The 15,407-nt window shown below is 59.8% G+C and carries 14 protein-coding genes and 2 tRNA genes; 4 read left to right on the top strand and 12 right to left on the bottom strand.

All coding sequences use genetic code 11. From position 1 onward, the window contains the following. The first annotated feature begins 153 nt into the window (after window positions 1-153). Window positions 154-1,044, top strand: a complete 891-nt coding sequence (locus tag ACN0TP_RS14740; protein WP_417220134.1) for a hypothetical protein — start codon at window positions 154-156, stop codon at window positions 1,042-1,044. A gap of 102 nt (window positions 1,045-1,146) precedes the next feature. On the opposite strand, the gene ACN0TP_RS14735 is transcribed toward ACN0TP_RS14740, so the two are convergent. From ACN0TP_RS14735 to dnaA, 12 genes are all read right to left on the bottom strand, one after another. Further along, window positions 1,147-2,067 carry a DMT family transporter gene (locus ACN0TP_RS14735; protein WP_417220133.1) on the bottom strand — a complete coding sequence of 307 codons (921 nt, stop codon included), beginning with the start codon at window positions 2,065-2,067 and terminating at the stop codon, window positions 1,147-1,149. 46 nt (window positions 2,068-2,113) lie between these two features. Continuing rightward, window positions 2,114-2,186 (bottom strand) — tRNA-Ala (locus ACN0TP_RS14730). A gap of 10 nt (window positions 2,187-2,196) precedes the next feature. Then, a complete protein-coding gene (locus ACN0TP_RS14725) occupies window positions 2,197-2,313 on the bottom strand; it encodes a DLW-39 family protein (RefSeq protein ID WP_417220131.1) in 117 nt (38 codons plus the stop codon). A gap of 38 nt (window positions 2,314-2,351) precedes the next feature. After that, window positions 2,352-2,425: transfer RNA gene (locus tag ACN0TP_RS14720), tRNA-Ile, on the bottom strand. A gap of 110 nt (window positions 2,426-2,535) precedes the next feature. Continuing rightward, window positions 2,536-3,093: a DUF3566 domain-containing protein gene (locus tag ACN0TP_RS14715; protein ID WP_417220129.1), complete on the bottom strand. Its 558-nt coding sequence runs from the start codon at window positions 3,091-3,093 to the stop codon at window positions 2,536-2,538. After that, the gene (gene gyrA, locus ACN0TP_RS14710; protein WP_417220127.1) at window positions 3,090-5,780 is read right to left on the bottom strand and encodes a DNA gyrase subunit A; all 2,691 of its coding nucleotides are present in this window, start codon (window positions 5,778-5,780) and stop codon (window positions 3,090-3,092) included. Before gyrA ends, ACN0TP_RS14715 begins: the two co-directional genes overlap by 4 nt. Window positions 5,781-5,830: 50 nt before the next feature. Then, window positions 5,831-7,981, bottom strand: a complete 2,151-nt coding sequence (gene gyrB / locus ACN0TP_RS14705; protein ID WP_417220125.1) for a DNA topoisomerase (ATP-hydrolyzing) subunit B — start codon at window positions 7,979-7,981, stop codon at window positions 5,831-5,833. A 308-nt stretch (window positions 7,982-8,289) separates the two neighbouring features. Beyond that, window positions 8,290-8,847, bottom strand: a complete 558-nt coding sequence (locus tag ACN0TP_RS14700) for a DUF721 domain-containing protein (RefSeq protein WP_417220123.1) — start codon at window positions 8,845-8,847, stop codon at window positions 8,290-8,292. After that, on the bottom strand, window positions 8,844-10,037 hold the full coding sequence (gene recF, locus ACN0TP_RS14695; RefSeq protein WP_417220121.1) for a DNA replication/repair protein RecF: 1,194 nt from the start codon (window positions 10,035-10,037) through the stop codon (window positions 8,844-8,846). The genes ACN0TP_RS14700 and recF overlap by 4 nt, the downstream gene beginning before the upstream one ends. Before the next feature lie 16 nt (window positions 10,038-10,053). Then, window positions 10,054-10,941, bottom strand: coding sequence for a phosphogluconate dehydrogenase (NAD(+)-dependent, decarboxylating) (gnd, locus tag ACN0TP_RS14690; RefSeq protein WP_417220119.1), 888 nt, complete (start codon window positions 10,939-10,941; stop codon window positions 10,054-10,056). A 44-nt stretch (window positions 10,942-10,985) separates the two neighbouring features. Beyond that, on the bottom strand, window positions 10,986-12,107 hold the full coding sequence (gene dnaN / locus ACN0TP_RS14685) for a DNA polymerase III subunit beta (protein ID WP_417220117.1): 1,122 nt from the start codon (window positions 12,105-12,107) through the stop codon (window positions 10,986-10,988). A 405-nt stretch (window positions 12,108-12,512) separates the two neighbouring features. Continuing rightward, window positions 12,513-13,928 carry a chromosomal replication initiator protein DnaA gene (dnaA, locus tag ACN0TP_RS14680; protein WP_417220115.1) on the bottom strand — a complete coding sequence of 472 codons (1,416 nt, stop codon included), beginning with the start codon at window positions 13,926-13,928 and terminating at the stop codon, window positions 12,513-12,515. Between the two features lie 514 nt (window positions 13,929-14,442). On the opposite strand from dnaA, the gene rpmH reads away from it, so the two are divergent. The 3 genes from rpmH to yidD all read left to right on the top strand — a co-directional run bounded on the left by rpmH (window position 14,443) and on the right by yidD (window position 15,401). Further along, the gene (gene rpmH, locus ACN0TP_RS14675; RefSeq protein ID WP_055854070.1) at window positions 14,443-14,580 is read left to right on the top strand and encodes a 50S ribosomal protein L34; all 138 of its coding nucleotides are present in this window, start codon (window positions 14,443-14,445) and stop codon (window positions 14,578-14,580) included. Window positions 14,581-14,650: 70 nt separating this feature from the next. Beyond that, window positions 14,651-15,043: a ribonuclease P protein component gene (gene rnpA, locus ACN0TP_RS14670; RefSeq protein ID WP_417220113.1), complete on the top strand. Its 393-nt coding sequence runs from the start codon at window positions 14,651-14,653 to the stop codon at window positions 15,041-15,043. Further along, on the top strand, window positions 14,931-15,401 hold the full coding sequence (gene yidD, locus ACN0TP_RS14665; RefSeq protein WP_417220111.1) for a membrane protein insertion efficiency factor YidD: 471 nt from the start codon (window positions 14,931-14,933) through the stop codon (window positions 15,399-15,401). Before rnpA ends, yidD begins: the two co-directional genes overlap by 113 nt. Window positions 15,402-15,407: the final 6 nt, after the last annotated feature.

The raw sequence follows: 15,407 nt of genomic DNA, 5'->3' as shown, positions 1-15,407 counted from the left end.
TCCGGCGGACCCTCGGTGGGTGCGTGGGCGCTGCGGACTACGCGGACAGTGAACAACCATGGATCGATGTAACGTCGCTCACGTGCTGAATGGCTCGTGCACAGTCCAGCGCGTAGGCTAGGCGTGGATACTCCAACTACTTGGGAGGAACGTGTGAAAAAGAAGAAGCGAATTGCCCGCGATCTGGGTGGAACCGTCAATGCAGGCGTCGAAAGCGCCCGTGATTGGGCGGGGCCACGCGTTGACGCAGCTGTAAATTGGGCGGTGCCTCGTCTGGAAAAGGGCATGGAGTCGGCCTCCCCGCGCATTCAGGAAGGCCTGCATCGTGCTGCCTCGGAGATCGCAGGCGGCGTCGCCAAGGTGACCCCCCGCATCCAGGATGGCCTGGACAAGGTTGCCCCTCGTATTTCACAGGCCGTCGATGAAGCTTCTCCTCGCCTGCAGGAGACCCTCGACAAGGCGACCCCCGCCCTGCAACATGCTCGCGATGTCGTGGTGAACGAGTACATCCCCACGGCAAGCGCCCGTCTCGGAAGTGCTGCCGAGTACGCTGCGCGCCGCCTGGACGGCGTCCAGGTCCCTGCGAAGGTCGAACAGGCAGTGGCCAAGGTGTCCGGCGACAAGAAGGCGGTTAAGCGCGCCCAGAAAGCCGCCGTTTCCGCTGCCAAGGAGGCCGCTAAGCAGTTGAAGCGCGAAAAGGCCCGCCAGGGACGCAAACGAGGTTTCCTGGTCTTCGGCATCTTTGCTGCCGTAGTCACTGCTGGAGTGGCCGCGTGGCGTGCCTCCAAGCCGGTTGAAGACCCCTGGAAGACCCCGGTTGAACCAGCTCCGGTCCCTAAGCCGGAACCGGAGGCGAAGGTTGAAGACGTGCGCGCCGACATCGCGGCTGCGGAATCCGAGGCTGCGGCACCGGCACCCGTTTCGGCAGACCCCGAACTGCGTGCGCCAGCAGCAGCGGGCGAGGAGCCGGCAGCCGAAGAAGTCCCCAAGCCGGGTCCTCGAGGCTCTGCCCGTCGGCGTGCCGACGACTCGGGCGCGAACTAGATCAGGACATCGGGTTCCCAGTACCACCGGAATCCGCAGCGGGGCGGTGATCCATTCGGATCACCGCCCCTTTTGCATGCCCGGGCATTGGGCATCAACGGGTCAACTGCCCCGAACCACTGGGCCAGATTGACCGCGAACGACAGCCATCAGTCCCCCCAGGATCAGTACCAGCCCCACGTAGGTCCACACAGGCGGCGTCTGGCCCAGAAAGATTCCGGCAAGGATCGCGGCACCCGGGATCTCCAAAAGGATGATCATCGAGACCACCAATGGACCCAGGGCGGCCACCAGGTGGTTAAAGATCGAATGGCCCAACAATTGCGAGACCACCGTGAGCGTGAAGATTCCCGCCCATCCGATCGCCGGAAAGCCTACGAGGGGTTGACCGGCGAACCACGTCATGACAAGCAGGAATAGCGCGGTAAGCGCGTAGCAAAGGGTCGTGTAGCTTCCGGTATCCATGGTCGCGCGCGCTCTGCTCCCGGCCAGAGTATAGGCTCCGGCCATGGCGCCCCCGGCTAGGGCCAAAAGGTCGCCCAGAAGGGCCTCAGGAGACCGGCCAACGTCAAAACCGGTGATCAGCAGGGCTCCGCATAGGGACAAGCCCATCCCGGCCATCACCTGTGCCCCGATGGTGGAACCGCGCAGACGTTGGTAACCGGCAATCCACGCCGATTGGAGGCAAACGAGTGCCGTTGCCGCAGCCACTGAGGTCAAGCGGACAGCGACCATGAAGCATGCAAAGTGAAGTGCCAAGGCCACTGACGCGATGATGCAATATCGCCACTCGGAGCGTGAGGGCCACCGACGAATCCCGCGCGACCGAACGAGCGCCCCGGTGCCCATTGTCACCGCGCCCAGTCCGTTTCGCCAGAACGCCATCGCCAGCGGTGGGACGCTCGGCGTCGCAGCCACCAGGGGGCCTGAGGCGGAAACACCCAGTACTCCAACGAGGGCCAGGAAGAAGATCACTGGGTGGCCAGCATGTCGCGCCCTGAGGCGACCTGTCCGGGAAAGCATATGACAAGGTCCCGAACCATTGGTCCGGGACCTTGTGCTGATTGGGTGGAGGTAAGGGGACTCGAACCCCTAACCCCCTGCTTGCAAAGCAGGTGCGCTACCAATTGCGCCATACCCCCGTGATCAAGATCAGTCGAGGTGATCCGTCGATGCCTTCCACACGGACTTCTCCGTTTCAGAAACCTTCCACCTACGATATGCCACGAAGGACACTGCGGCGACACATGCTAGCAATAATTTCCGCATATGTTCCCCGATCTACCCTTGAAGGTGGAGGGATTCCGTGGGCGTACCAGGACTTGAACCTGGGACCTCTTCGTTATCAGCGAAGCGCTCTAACCGCCTGAGCTATACGCCCTCAGTGTCCCTTCAGGACGAGATATGACTTTACCCGACCCCCAGCCGGGAAACCAAATCGGACCTCCAGAGTGGGGTTCCCACGCTCTGTGGGTCCGATCCCGAAACGGTTCAGTCGTCCGTCAGGGTGACTCCGATTCCGCCAACCAAGGTCGAAGAAATGTTGTACAGCACAGCCGCGAGCATCGAAAGTGCCGTCAGCAGAACAACGTTGACGACCGCGATGATCGTCGCGAACGAAGCCACCTGCCCAAGGGAGATGAGCTCCTTGAGGTTGAATCCGGACTCCGAACCGATGACCTCGGCCAGCAAGTCGTTCACGCGGTCGAAGATGCCTGTCAGGTCAAGAACAGTCCACAACACCACCGCAGCAACGACGGTGACGATGCCCAGCGCGACCGAAAGCAGAAACGCCATTTTCAGGACCGACCACGGGTCGACCTTGCTGACCAGCAGGCGTGCCTTACGCACCTTCGCCTTGGGTGCCGGACGGACCAGCTGTTGCGGACGTTGGCCGGTCCGTTGCTGGCTCTGGTTCCTACCCTGTGTGGCCTGGCCGGTTGGACGTGACGCACTTCCGCCCTGGCGCGGTGCCGGCGCCGCAGGACGCCCCTGTCCGCCGGGTTTCTGGCGCGGTGCCGCAGGGCGCGGGTTGTTCGGGGTGCTCACGCAATACCTCCGTCAGTTTCGGTCTCATCAGGGGCCGGGACGACTTCCACGTCGTCGGCAGATACCACGTCGATCCCACCTTCGGTGGGCGAATCGGCCACTACCGGGGCGCTTTCCTGAGAATCGTCAGAATCCAACGGTACTGCATCACCGTCTTCGTCTGTTCCCAGCCCACGCTCAGAGTTCTTGGCCACCGCGATGATCCGGTCCTTTTTGTCGGGCTTCGCAAAAATGACGCCCATGGTGTCGCGCCCCTTGGCGGGTACCTGGCTCACCTGTGAGCGAACGACCTTCCCTCCCTGCATGACAACGAGAACCTCGTCGGATTCCTGGACGATGAGTGCCCCCGCGAGATGGCCGCGGTCATCAGCGAGCTTGGCCACCTTGATGCCGATGCCACCACGTGATTGGACCCTATATTCCTGAGCCGACGTCCGCTTGGCATACCCACCTTCGGTGACGACGAACACATAGGAATCCTCGCCGACGACATCGGCGGCCAACAGCTCGTCGTCCTGGCGGAACTTCATTCCCGTGACACCCGAAGTGTTGCGCCCCATCGGCCGCAGGGCCTCATCTGTCGCGGTGAACCGCACCGACTGACCCTTGCGGGAAACGAGCATCATGTCGTCGGTTTCCGAGACCAGCTGCGCGGAGACCAGTTCGTCACCGTCGCGCAGGTTGATCGCAATGACGCCCGCCGAACGGTTCGTGTCGTAGTCGGCAAGCCTGGTCTTCTTGACCAGTCCTCGGCGAGTAGCCAGGACCAGGTACGGGGCCTGTTCGTAGTCACGGAGGTCAAGGACCTGGGCGATGTGTTCATCGGGTTGGAAGGCCATGAGGTTGGCTACGTGCTGTCCCTTGGCATCGCGTCCCCCCTCGGCCAACTCGTAGCATTTTGCCCGATAGACGCGCCCGTGGTTCGTGAAGAACAGCAGCCAGTTGTGTGTCGTCGTGACGAAGAAGTGTTCAACCACGTCGTCACCACGAAGTTGGGCGCCACGGATCCCCTTGCCACCCCGGTTCTGCGATCGATAGTTGTCGCTACGGGTGCGCTTGACATAGCCGCCACGGGTGATGGTGACGACCATCTCCTCTTCGGGGATGAGGTCTTCCATGGACATGTCGCCGTCGTACCCGGCAACAATCTGTGTCCGTCGGTCATCGCCATGTCGCTGCACGATGTCGGACAGTTCCTCGGAGATGATCTCCCGCTGGCGCACCGGGTCGCCCAAAATGATCTTGTATTCCGCGATCTCAGCTTCCAGCTTCGCATGCTGGTCCTGGATCTTCTGGCGTTCCAGGGCTGCCAGTCGACGCAGTTGCATGTCCAGGATTGCCTGAGCCTGGAGATCATCGATGTCCAGCAGGTCCTTGAGTCCATTGCGGGCGTCCTCAACCGTCGGCGAGCGACGGATCAACGCGATGACGTCGTCGAGGGCGTCCAGGGCCTTGAGCAAGCCACGCAGGATGTGAGCCTGCTCTTCGGCCTTGCGCAAGCGGAATTGTGTGCGCCGCACGATGACATCGACCTGGTGGGCTACCCAGTGTCGAATGAAAGCGTCCAGCGAGAGGGTACGGGGGACCCCGTCGACGATCGCCAACATGTTGGCCGAGAAGTTGCTCTGCAGTTCAGTGTGCTTGTAGAGGTTGTTCAGTACGACCTTGGCAACCGCATCGCGCTTGAGGACAATGACCAGACGCTGGCCCGTCCGACCTGACGTCTCGTCCCGCAGGTCTGCAATTCCCTGCATCTTGCCGTCCTTGACCAGCTCGGCGATCTTGATCGACAAGTTGTCGGGATTGGCCTGGTAGGGAAGTTCGGTCACGACGAGGCAGGTTCGTCCCTGCAGTTCCTCCACGTTGACCACAGCGCGCATGGTCACGGATCCGCGACCGGTTCGGTATGCATCCTCGATGCCCCGACGCCCCAAGATGAGCGCTCCCGTGGGGAAATCCGGCCCCTTGATGTGCTGCAAGAGCGCCTCGAGCAGCTCCTCTTTGGTCGCCTCGGGGTGATCCAGGTACCACTGGACCCCGGACGCGACCTCACGCAGGTTGTGCGGGGGGATGTTTGTGGCCATGCCGACGGCGATGCCCGAGGAACCGTTCACCAACAGGTTGGGGAACCGCGCCGGAAGGATGGTCGGTTCCTGGTTCTTGCCGTCATAGTTGTCTTGGAAGTCGACGGTCTCCTCATCGATGTCCCGGACCATTTCCATGGCAAGCGGGGCCATCTTGGTTTCGGTATACCGTGGGGCAGCCGCGCCGTCATTGCCGGGCGAGCCGAAGTTCCCCTGTCCCAGCGCCAACGGATAGCGCATGGTCCAGTCCTGGATCAGGCGTACCAGGGCATCGTAGATCGCCGAGTCGCCGTGGGGGTGGTACTGGCCCATGACTTCGCCGACCACACGAGCACACTTGTTGTAGGAGCGATCAGGGCGGTACCCGCCGTCGAACATCGCATAGAGAACCCGTCGGTGCACTGGCTTGAGCCCATCGCGGACGTCTGGCAGGGCCCGTCCGACGATCACGGCCATGGCGTAGTCGAGGTAGGACCGTTGCATCTCCGTTTGGAGATCAATCGGTTCGATCCTGTCTATGGTGGCAGCTGCCACAGGCTGCTCCGCCAAGACGTCTTCGCCGTTCTCCGGATCCAGGGGGGTTTCTGGCGTTTCGTCGCTCATCGGGTTTTTCCTCTACTCAAAGCTGCTGGGAACGAAAGGTGCGGTCTCACTCAGATATCGAGGAATCGCACATCCTTGGCGTTCTGCTGGATGAAGTTCCTGCGGGACTCAACGTCCTCGCCCATGAGCACCGCAAAGATCTGATCGGCTGCAGCAGCGTCCTCCATCGTGATCTGGCGCAGGGTGCGACGGTCCGGATCCATGGTGGTATCCCACAACTCCGAATAGTCCATTTCGCCCAGGCCCTTGTAACGCTGGATTCCGTTGTCCTTGGGCAATCTCTTGTTGGCCGCCGCACCCGCTGTCAAAGCAGCGTCTCGTTCGGCGTCCGAGAACACATAGTCATGTGCGGAGTTTGACCACTTGATCCGGTACAGCGGCGGCTGCGCCAGATACACGTAGCCGTTTTCAATCAGTGGACGCATGTAGCGGAAGAGCAAGGTGAGCAACAACGTGGTGATGTGCTGGCCGTCAACGTCGGCATCGGCCATGAGGACGATCTTGTGATAGCGGAGTTTGGCCAGGTCGAATTCCTCGCCGATCCCCGTGCCGAAGGCGGTGATCATGGACTGGACCTCTGCGTTCCCCAGGGCCCTGTCCAAACGAGCTCGTTCCACGTTCAGGATCTTGCCTCGCAAAGGCAGGATCGCCTGGGTTCGGGGATCACGACCGCGTTTGGCGGAACCACCGGCGGAATCGCCCTCCACGATGTAGACCTCGCACTCGGCGGGGTTCTTCGACGAGCAGTCCGAAAGCTTGCCGGGCATGCCGAAGGACTCCAACGGCGACTTCCGGCGCGCATTGTCACGAGCCTTCCGGGCGGCCAAACGGGCTTGGGCCGCGAAAAGGGACTTTCGGATGATGTCCTTGGCCGTGACCGGATTTCGTTCAAGCCAATCCCCAAGTTCCTCGTTGACAACCCCCTGGACGAATCCCTTGGCCATCGAGTTGCCGAGCTTGGTCTTTGTCTGTCCCTCGAACTGCGGTTCGCCCAGCTTGATGGAAATGACTGCGGTGAGGCCCTCACGGATGTCGTCACCGGTAAGGTTGTCGTCCTTATCCTTGAGGATGCCCTTTTCCTTGGCGTACCTGTTGATCAAGGAGGTCATGGCGGCGCGGAAACCCTCTTCGTGGGTTCCACCCTCATGCGTATTGATCGTGTTGGCGTACGTGTGCACGGACTCCGAGTACGCGGTGGTCCATTGCATGGCGATCTCGACAGAGATCATGCGTTCGGGATCCTCGCTTTCGAAAGCGATGACATCCGGATGCACCAAGTCGACCTTCTTGGAGGCATTCAGGTATTTGACGTAGTCGAGCAGGCCATCTTTATAGCAGTAGTCGACGAAGCGGTGCTTGGGTTCCTCGGCTTCGTCGGCACGTTCTTCACTGGAATCCTCGGCGATCTCGTCGGCCGAATCGTCCAGGGTCCGTTCGTCGGTCAGCGTGATCCGCAGGCCCTTGTTCAAAAAAGCCATCTGCTGGAACCGGGCGCGGAGGGTCTCGAAATCGAATTCTACGGTGTCGAAGATTTCAGGATCCGGATAGAAGGTCTGTGTCGTTCCCGTTTCCGATGTTGCTTCGCCCTTGACCAGGTCCGTCTGTGGCTTGCCGCCGTCCGCGAAGGACATGCGGTAGACATTTCCCTGCTGGCGAATCTCGGTATCGACCCTTCGGGAAAGGGCGTTGACCACCGAGATCCCAACTCCGTGCAGTCCACCGGAGACGGCATAGGCGCCCCCACCGAATTTGCCGCCGGCGTGCAGAATGGTCATGACGACCTCGACGGTGGGTTTTCCTTCCGTCGGATGTATGTCCACGGGAATGCCACGGCCGTTATCTTGAACCCGTACGCCGCCGTCTGCCTGAAGAGCCACGCTGATGGTGTCGCAGTAGCCGGCTAGTGCCTCGTCCACGGAGTTGTCCACGACCTCGTAGACCAGGTGGTGCAGCCCACGAGGTCCAGTGGAACCGATGTACATGCCAGGACGTTTCCGTACGGCTTCGAGGCCCTCAAGTACTGTGATGTCGTTGGCCCCATAGGCGTGCTCCACACGGTGCGACTTTTCTTGTGGCTCCGGCTCCGCAACCGGTATCAATGCCGAATCCTGAACGGAAGCACTCTCCTGTGGGACTCCGGAATTGTCTTCCTCTGGGGTGGGGTTCTCAGTATCCACAGGCGGTGCAGACTCCTTGTGCATTCTCGGCGGACAGCGATCACAGCGATCGGACATCCATGAACCGGTACCCTGGCTTTCATCGGTTGGGCACCGTACCTTCAATTCTACCGCCTAACAACTGGCAGGTGGGGCACATCGGACCACAATTGCCCCTCATTGGCAAAATAACCCCCCTAGAACGCTCTACATGGGCACCGACCGAGGCCCTATGTGCCATTGGGCCCCGCAGAGCGCCTGTAGCCGGTTCCCTGCCAGTAACTTTCACGGAGCCAACACCCCTCCGTGCGCCATCGACATCAAATGCAGGTCGTCATCATCTTGGGAGGACCTTACCCGTACGTGTCTCGCGGACCTCGGCCAGCTACCCGACGCGGACCTTTCTTCCAGCTGGGCGCCGAAGGCCCCAAGACCTGGATTGTGGTGACCACGCCGGAGCCAAGCTTTTCGTCGAAGGTCTTGAGCAAGCTATGGCTCAGCAGACGCACCTGGGTGGCCCAGGCTGTGGAATCACACCGCACGACGACAGTAGTGTCATCGAAGCTCTCCGCCACGCAATGGGCGCTGATCTGCGGGCCCACCAATTCGGCCCATCGGGACATGACCGAGCCCACTGCCACAGGCGATGTCCACCCCCGATCCCGGACCATGCGTCCAAAGACAGTTCCTATGCCTTGTGGGTCCCGACCATCGTCGTAGGCTGGCCCGTTCGAGGAGCGACGCCGTTGTTCTCTGATCTGGGCGCTTCGTTCGCCTGCACGCCGCGCCCTGGCCGCATCTATCCGGACCTCGCCACGGGCAATGGCGGACTGTCGCATCCGATTCAGCATGGCCCTGGCGGCGTCGAACTCATCGGAACCCTCGTTGGGGTTGGTTGGGCCGCTGATCATTCTGACACCGTTCCGGGGCCGACGGTGAGGATCCTCCCATTGAGCTCGTTGGGAACGTCTTCGACGACTGCCGCAGTAACAATGATCTGTTCTGCATCCGCCACAACCGCTGCTAGTTTTCGTCGACGAGAGACATCAAGTTCAGCAAATACGTCGTCGAGGATGAGGATCGGCTTCGCACCGGGACGTGAATCGTCTTGACACAGGGCCCGGTATACCGCCAGGCGTAGTGACAGGGCCAGCGACCATGTCTCGCCGTGGGATGCATATCCTTTCGCCGGGGCGGTTCCGAGTCCGAGCACCAGATCATCACGATGGGGTCCGACAAGTGTTAGGCCGCGTTCAAGTTCTTTCTTCCTCTGCGCAGCCAGTGCTTCCAAAAAGGCTTCGTGCAGTCCCTTCGCGTCAAAGTCCAGCAGGCGGCTGCGCACCGATGACGCATCGACGTGGCCCGGGGCTGCCGGTTCCACGTCATCTTCGGTTACACCGCCAATTGTCGAAATGTACGTGGAAGTGGCTGGCTTCGAGCCATCGGTCAGGCCTTCATAGGCATCGGCGATATGGCCCTCCAGAGCGCCCAGGACCTCCAGCCGACCGAGAAGCAACTTTGAACCCGCTGCCGCAAGGTGCTCATCCCAGACGGCCAGGGTCGCCTCGTGGGACGCGGATAGCCGACCGGCTGCTCGAGCAGACTTTAATAGGGCATTGCGTTGTTTGAGAACCCTGTCGTAATCGGTTCTGGTTGCGGCATGGTGCGGGTGCAACGCGACCAGGACATCGTCAAGATAGCGTCGTCGTTCGGATGGGTCGCCCTTGACGAGAGCCAGGTCCTCCGGCGCAAAGAGGACAGTTCGGACTATTCCCAGAATTTCGCGGGCCCTCACGGGGTTCGCCCGGTTGATCCTGGCTCGATTTCCCTTCCCCGCGGTGATCTCGAGCTCAAGACCCACCGCCTGTTGGGCACGGTGGACGCGTGCCCTGACCAGGGCTTGTTCGGAGCCGAAGTGGATGAGCGGACCGTCAGTGGAAACGCGATGGGAAGACAACGAGGCAAGGTATCCCAGGGCCTCTGCAATATTCGTTTTGCCGACGCCGTTGGGGCCGGCGAAGACAGTCGTCCCCGGTCCCAACTCGAGATCTACCTGTCGATAGGATCGAAAGTCCGTCAGAGATACATGCGATATGTACAACTGCTGAGGGTCCTAGCTATTTCCCTGGCCGATGCACCGCATGCCCGCCGAACTGGTTGCGAAGGGCAGCGACCATCTTCATGGCCGGCGAGTCGTCTTGGCGTGAGGCGAAGCGCGCAAAGACCGAAGCGGTGATAGCCGGAGCAGGGACCGCATTCGCAATCGCTTCTTCCACGGTCCACCGGCCTTCACCGGAATCGTCGACATACCCAGCGATGTCACTCAACTCCGGATCCTCTTCAAGCGCTTTCACCAAGAGGTCGAGCAACCAGGACCTGATGACAGTCCCTTCCTGCCACGCGCCGAAAGTTCCAGGAACATCTTTGATGATGTCCTTGGCGGTGAGTAATTCGTACCCCTCCGCGAACGCCTGCATGATTCCATATTCGATGCCGTTGTGAACCATCTTGGCATAGTGTCCTGCACCGATTTCGCCTACATGGACGAAACTCTGCTCACGGTCGCCTTCGGGACGAAGGGCATCAAAAACGGGAAGCAGCTCCTCGATATCCGCTTCTGCGCCACCGGCCATGAGCCCATAGCCGTTTTCCAACCCCCAGACCCCGCCTGATACCCCGCAGTCAACGAAGCGGATGCCGCTTTTTGCCAGATCCGTGCCATGACGGATGTCGTCGCTGAATCGGGTGTTTCCTCCGTCGATCACGATGTCCCCGCGCTCCAGTTTTCCAGCGAGCTCGGACACGACAGCGTCAGTTATGGGTCCGGCAGGAACCATGATCCAGACTATTTTGCGTTCGGGAAGCTCGCGCAGGAGCTCGTCGACAGATCCGACATCGGAGACATCAGGGTTGCGGTCATAACCGGTGACATCGATCCCGCCCTGTCGCAGCCTGGCACGCATGTTGGATCCCATCTTGCCCAAGCCAATTAGTCCGATGTGCATGGAATCCTCCTACTGTAGTCGCGACCGGTACCCCTTGCCGCTTGTCAGTTGGGCAAGCGGACAGGCATAACCAGGTATCGATAATCGTCCTCGTCGTTTCCTTCAAGGGCCTTCTGCGCGGTCATCATCGCGGGTTTGGGTGCCGTGGTGAAAGAAAAGCGCACGAAATCGCTGCTGAAGGCGTTCAACCCTTCGGAGAGGTACGCGGGGTTGAACGCGACGGTGATGTCCTCTCCGTCCAGCTGGGCTTCAATGGCTTCTTCGGCTTGGGCGTCCTCACCAGTGCCTGCATCAAGTGCCAACTGGGAATCGGTGAACGTCAACCGTACCGGTGTGTTTCGTTCTGCGACCACCGCCACTCGTCGCACGGCCTCCACCAGTTCATGGGTCCGTACGGTTGCATGGATGGGAGTGTTCTCCGGGAACAGAGAACGAATTTTGGGGTAATCGCCGTCTACGAGAAGCGATGTCGTCCGTCGGCTTCCACTTTCGAAGCCGATTAGATCGCTATCGTCGCCAAGGGCGATTTTCAGCTCGCCGGCCCCGCCCAAAGTCTTCGCTACTTCACTCAGTGTCTTGGCCTTGACCAGGGCGGAGGTGGAGATGCCCGGCGTACTTGGCTTCCAATGCACTTCTCGCATGGCAAGGCGGTAGCGATCGGTCGCAAGGAACGTGATCAGATCGTCTTCGATCTCCATTTTCACGCCGGTAAGGATGGGCAGGGTGTCATCTTTGGACGCAGCAACAATGACCTGGTTGACGGCTTCTGAGAACGCGCCCCCATCGACAGTGCCGGCGATTTCCGGAAGAACCGGCAGGTCGGGGTAGTCGGCCACGGGCATTGTCGCTAAATGGAAACGGCTTCGTCCGCAAGTGACAGTGACTTTGGAGGATTCAGTCTCGATGATCACGTTCGCTTGGGGAAGACTACGGCAGATCTCGGCTAGTAGCTTGCCCGAGACAAGGATGGTTCCCGGGGTCGTGACGTCCGCGGCGATCTCGAGATGTGCGGAGATCTCGTAGTCGAATCCTGCAAGAGAAACGACTGAGTCGCCCGCTGTAATCAGGATTCCCGAGAGGACGGGCGAGGGCGGACGCTGTGACAGCGAACGGGCGGTCCAGGACACGGCATCTGCCAGGACGTCCCTTTCGACACTGAACTTCACGTGGTGGTCCGCCTTTCACAGCTTCGGGTGACAACTTTCCGGTGCAAGCTTAGCCCGACTGCTGAAGCGGGGCATACCTGATCGATCTTTGGGCTCTTGTCGTGCAGGGCCGGATTCGGCTGGGGAACTTGTTATCTGGAATCTTCTAGAAATTGGGATTCGTAGTGTTAATAACTCCTGTGGATACTGTGGATAACTGTGTTTGGTGATTCAATTCCGGGGTTTTGGGGTGTTCACAACCTGTGGGCGCGGTCCCGGTGAACTCCCACAGGCCGGTGGACAAGTTTTGTTGGCATTTCAGGGATCCACAGGGGGTGGCGGAGTTATCCGCAGGTATCTCGCATCGTCCACTTAACTATCCACAAACTTATCCACAAGCGTGCATATCGCCGCGATTCCGGGCATTTAGCCTTCTCGTTGCTGCTGCTTTATTCGGTTGGTGAGCTCAGTCACCTGATTGAAAATGGCTCGGCGTTCAGCCATGAGTTCGCGGATTTTCCTGTCTGCGTGAATGACAGTGGTGTGGTCGCGTCCTCCAAGTTCGGCACCGATCTTGGGAAGAGACATGTCCGTGAGTTCGCGGAGAAGGTACATGGCGATCTGCCGTGCAGTCACAAGCGTCCGTGTTCTGGACTTGCTGTTCAGCTCTTCGATGCTCAGATTGAAGTAGTCCGCAGTTTGGGCGATGATCGCCGCCGGGGTGATCTCTTGGGCACCTTCGTCAGTAATCAGGTCCTTGAGCACTTGTTCGGCCAACGTGAGATCCACGGTTTGGTTGTTCAGGGACGCGAAGGCCGTGACACGGATGAGCGCGCCTTCGAGTTCGCGGATGTTGGTGGAGATCTTGGAAGCGATGTACTCCATGACGTCGTCCGGAGCGGAAAGACCCTCTGCAGTGGCCTTTTTTCGCAGGATGGCAATGCGGGTTTCCAACTCGGGAGGCTGGATATCAGTGAGCAGACCCCATTCAAAGCGCGAGCGCATCCGGTCTTCAAAGCCAGCCAACTGCTTGGGTGGAAGATCAGAGGTGATGACCACCTGCTTATTGTGATTGTGCAGGGCATTGAACGTATGGAAGAACTCTTCCTGCGTCGCGTCTTTGTTCGCAAGGAACTGGATATCGTCGATCAGGAGGATATCCACGTTCCGGTATGTCTGCTTGAAGCTGGCACCTTCGTCGTCTCGGATTGAGTTGATGAAGTCGTTGGTGAACTCCTCGGAATTCACGTACCTGACGCGAATTCCGTTGTAGAGATGGCGGGCATAGTGGCCGATTGCGTGTAGGAGGTGTGTTTTCCCCAGCCCGGAATCTCCATATATGAACAATGGGTTATATGCCTTGGCGGGTGCCTCTGCTACGGCAACGGCTGCAGCATGGGCGAATCGGTTCGATGATCCGATCACAAAAGTGTCGAAGATGTACTTGGGGTTCAGGCGTCCGAACTCCTGGGAGTTTGACGGCGGAGAGGGCTGTGGACGATTGTCGCTGATCCGTTCCTTCGGGATCGGAGCCGGCTCCGGTTGGGCTGGTTCCGATTCGGCTGTGGGAACCAAGTCGGCATCGATGCTGAAAGCGCAAAGGATGTCGTCCTGAAAAACCTGACGAAGAGCCGCATCGAGGGAATGTTTGAGTTGTGTCTGCAGTACTTCTCGAGTGAGCTCGTTGGGCACCGCTAATAGCAACGTTGTCCCGATGAGTCCAAGGGGACGGGCTAGCACCACAAAGCCACGCTGACGCGGCGTAACCCGGTCATCCTGCTCGAGTATGCGAACCACTTGCCGCCAAGCGCTTCCGACACTGTTCGATTCGTCCGTGCTCACTACCGACTCCCCCTTCGAGGTCTCATCGTCTGGCGACAAAGTCCGTTGGCCGGTGCCGCATGAAAGAGACCAACGACTATTGATTCTAGCCTTCATCCACAGCCTTATTCACAGTCCGTGGATAACCTGGATATGGGTGGAAGCGGTGGTGATCCGGTCTGAAATCGTTGTAATCAGTTGTGGGGAGCGGCCTCGAGGCGACTGAGGGGCATTCCGAGACGAGATCGGTCCTTGCGCCTTGTCCACAACTGTGGATTAATAGTCAGCGAGTTGTTCACACCCTGCGGTCGGTAGTTTCCCGTCAGTCGGCAGTGGGCCGGTTTGACCTGCCTACCGTGCGTCACCTATCGTTGTTTAGTCCTATGTGTGTGTCTTGGATCCCGCGAACGGTGTCGCCAAGCGACTTGCCAGTCGGTTTTCCCAAGGCGCCACATGAAATACGAGCGTCAGCCTGTTCTTCCCCCTTGTAGCAACGGGTTAAGGCGCATCCTTTGATCGTCTTGGAGTTACTACTGTGAGCAAGCGGACTTTTCAGCCGAATAACCGCCGTCGTGCCAAGAAGCACGGCTTCCGTCTTCGTATGCGCACCCGTGCTGGTCGCGCCATCCTTTCAGCTCGCCGGTCCAAGGGCCGTACCGAGCTGTCTGCATAGCACCGAGCAAATCCCGCGAACCGCGCGTTGTTGACGTGACCAAGGATTCCGGCATTGCCGGGCGTTGATCATGTTGCCTAAGAAACATCGTCTCCGGTCCCCTGCGGGGTTCTCCGTCACCGTTCGTTCCGGTGCCCGTTCTGGGCGCCGGAACGTCGTGCTATATGCCCTAACTCATCCTGAAACACAGCAATCCGTCCCTTCCAGGTACGGATTCATAGTTTCCAAGGCAGTTGGGAACGCAGTAACCAGGAACCTCGTTAAACGGAGACTGAGAGCTGTAGCAGCCGAGTCGCCGGCGCAAGACGTCGGCTACGACATTGTGATGAGGGCACTTCCGGCCTCTGCGCATGCGTCCTGGTCTGAATTGTCAGCGGAGGCCCGTAGCGCCCTTGAATCTGCCCGTCGGCAGGCTGCCAGGAGAAGCTCAGCGGGCGCGAGGAAAGGAACGAGCGATGGGTGAGGCGAAGCCGGGTCATCGCTTGGCGCACTGGGTTCTCGACATCCCGCGAAACCTGCTGATCATGTTGATCATGGGATATCGAAAGGGAATTTCTCCCTTATATGGTGACGTCTGCCGGTACTTTCCAAGCTGCTCGGCATATGGGCTTGAAGCAGTGACAGTGCATGGTGCCCTCAAAGGCAGTGGGCTTGCCGCCTGGAGGGTGCTGCGCTGTAACCCATGGAGCCATGGCGGTATCGACCATGTACCTGCTGGGCGAAGGATTTGGCCAGCAGACAGGACCCCCAAGATCATGGTGATGAATCACCCGCCGATTCCCGCCGACGACGATGCCGCAGACGTGGCACGAGGAGCATAACCGGTA

Source organism: Arthrobacter sp., from assembly GCF_048266065.1.
Classification (GTDB): Bacteria; Actinomycetota; Actinomycetes; order Actinomycetales; family Micrococcaceae; genus Arthrobacter_H.
Note: the sequence above shows the minus strand (reverse complement) of the source record. Positions and strands in the feature narration are given on the sequence as shown.

Coding starts and splice junctions, on each gene's coding strand:
- ACN0TP_RS14735 (WP_417220133.1), bottom strand. CDS start 2,067: ATGCTTTCCCGGACAGGTCGCCTCAGGGCGCGACATGCTGGCCACCCA.
- ACN0TP_RS14725 (WP_417220131.1), bottom strand. CDS start 2,313: ATGCGGAAATTATTGCTAGCATGTGTCGCCGCAGTGTCCTTCGTGGCA.
- gyrA (WP_417220127.1), bottom strand. CDS start 5,780: ATGAGCGACGAAACGCCAGAAACCCCCCTGGATCCGGAGAACGGCGAA.
- gyrB (WP_417220125.1), bottom strand. CDS start 7,981: ATGCACAAGGAGTCTGCACCGCCTGTGGATACTGAGAACCCCACCCCA.
- ACN0TP_RS14700 (WP_417220123.1), bottom strand. CDS start 8,847: ATGATCAGCGGCCCAACCAACCCCAACGAGGGTTCCGATGAGTTCGAC.
- gnd (WP_417220119.1), bottom strand. CDS start 10,941: ATGCACATCGGACTAATTGGCTTGGGCAAGATGGGATCCAACATGCGT.
- rnpA (WP_417220113.1), top strand. CDS start 14,651: ATGTTGCCTAAGAAACATCGTCTCCGGTCCCCTGCGGGGTTCTCCGTC.
- yidD (WP_417220111.1), top strand. CDS start 14,931: ATGCGTCCTGGTCTGAATTGTCAGCGGAGGCCCGTAGCGCCCTTGAAT.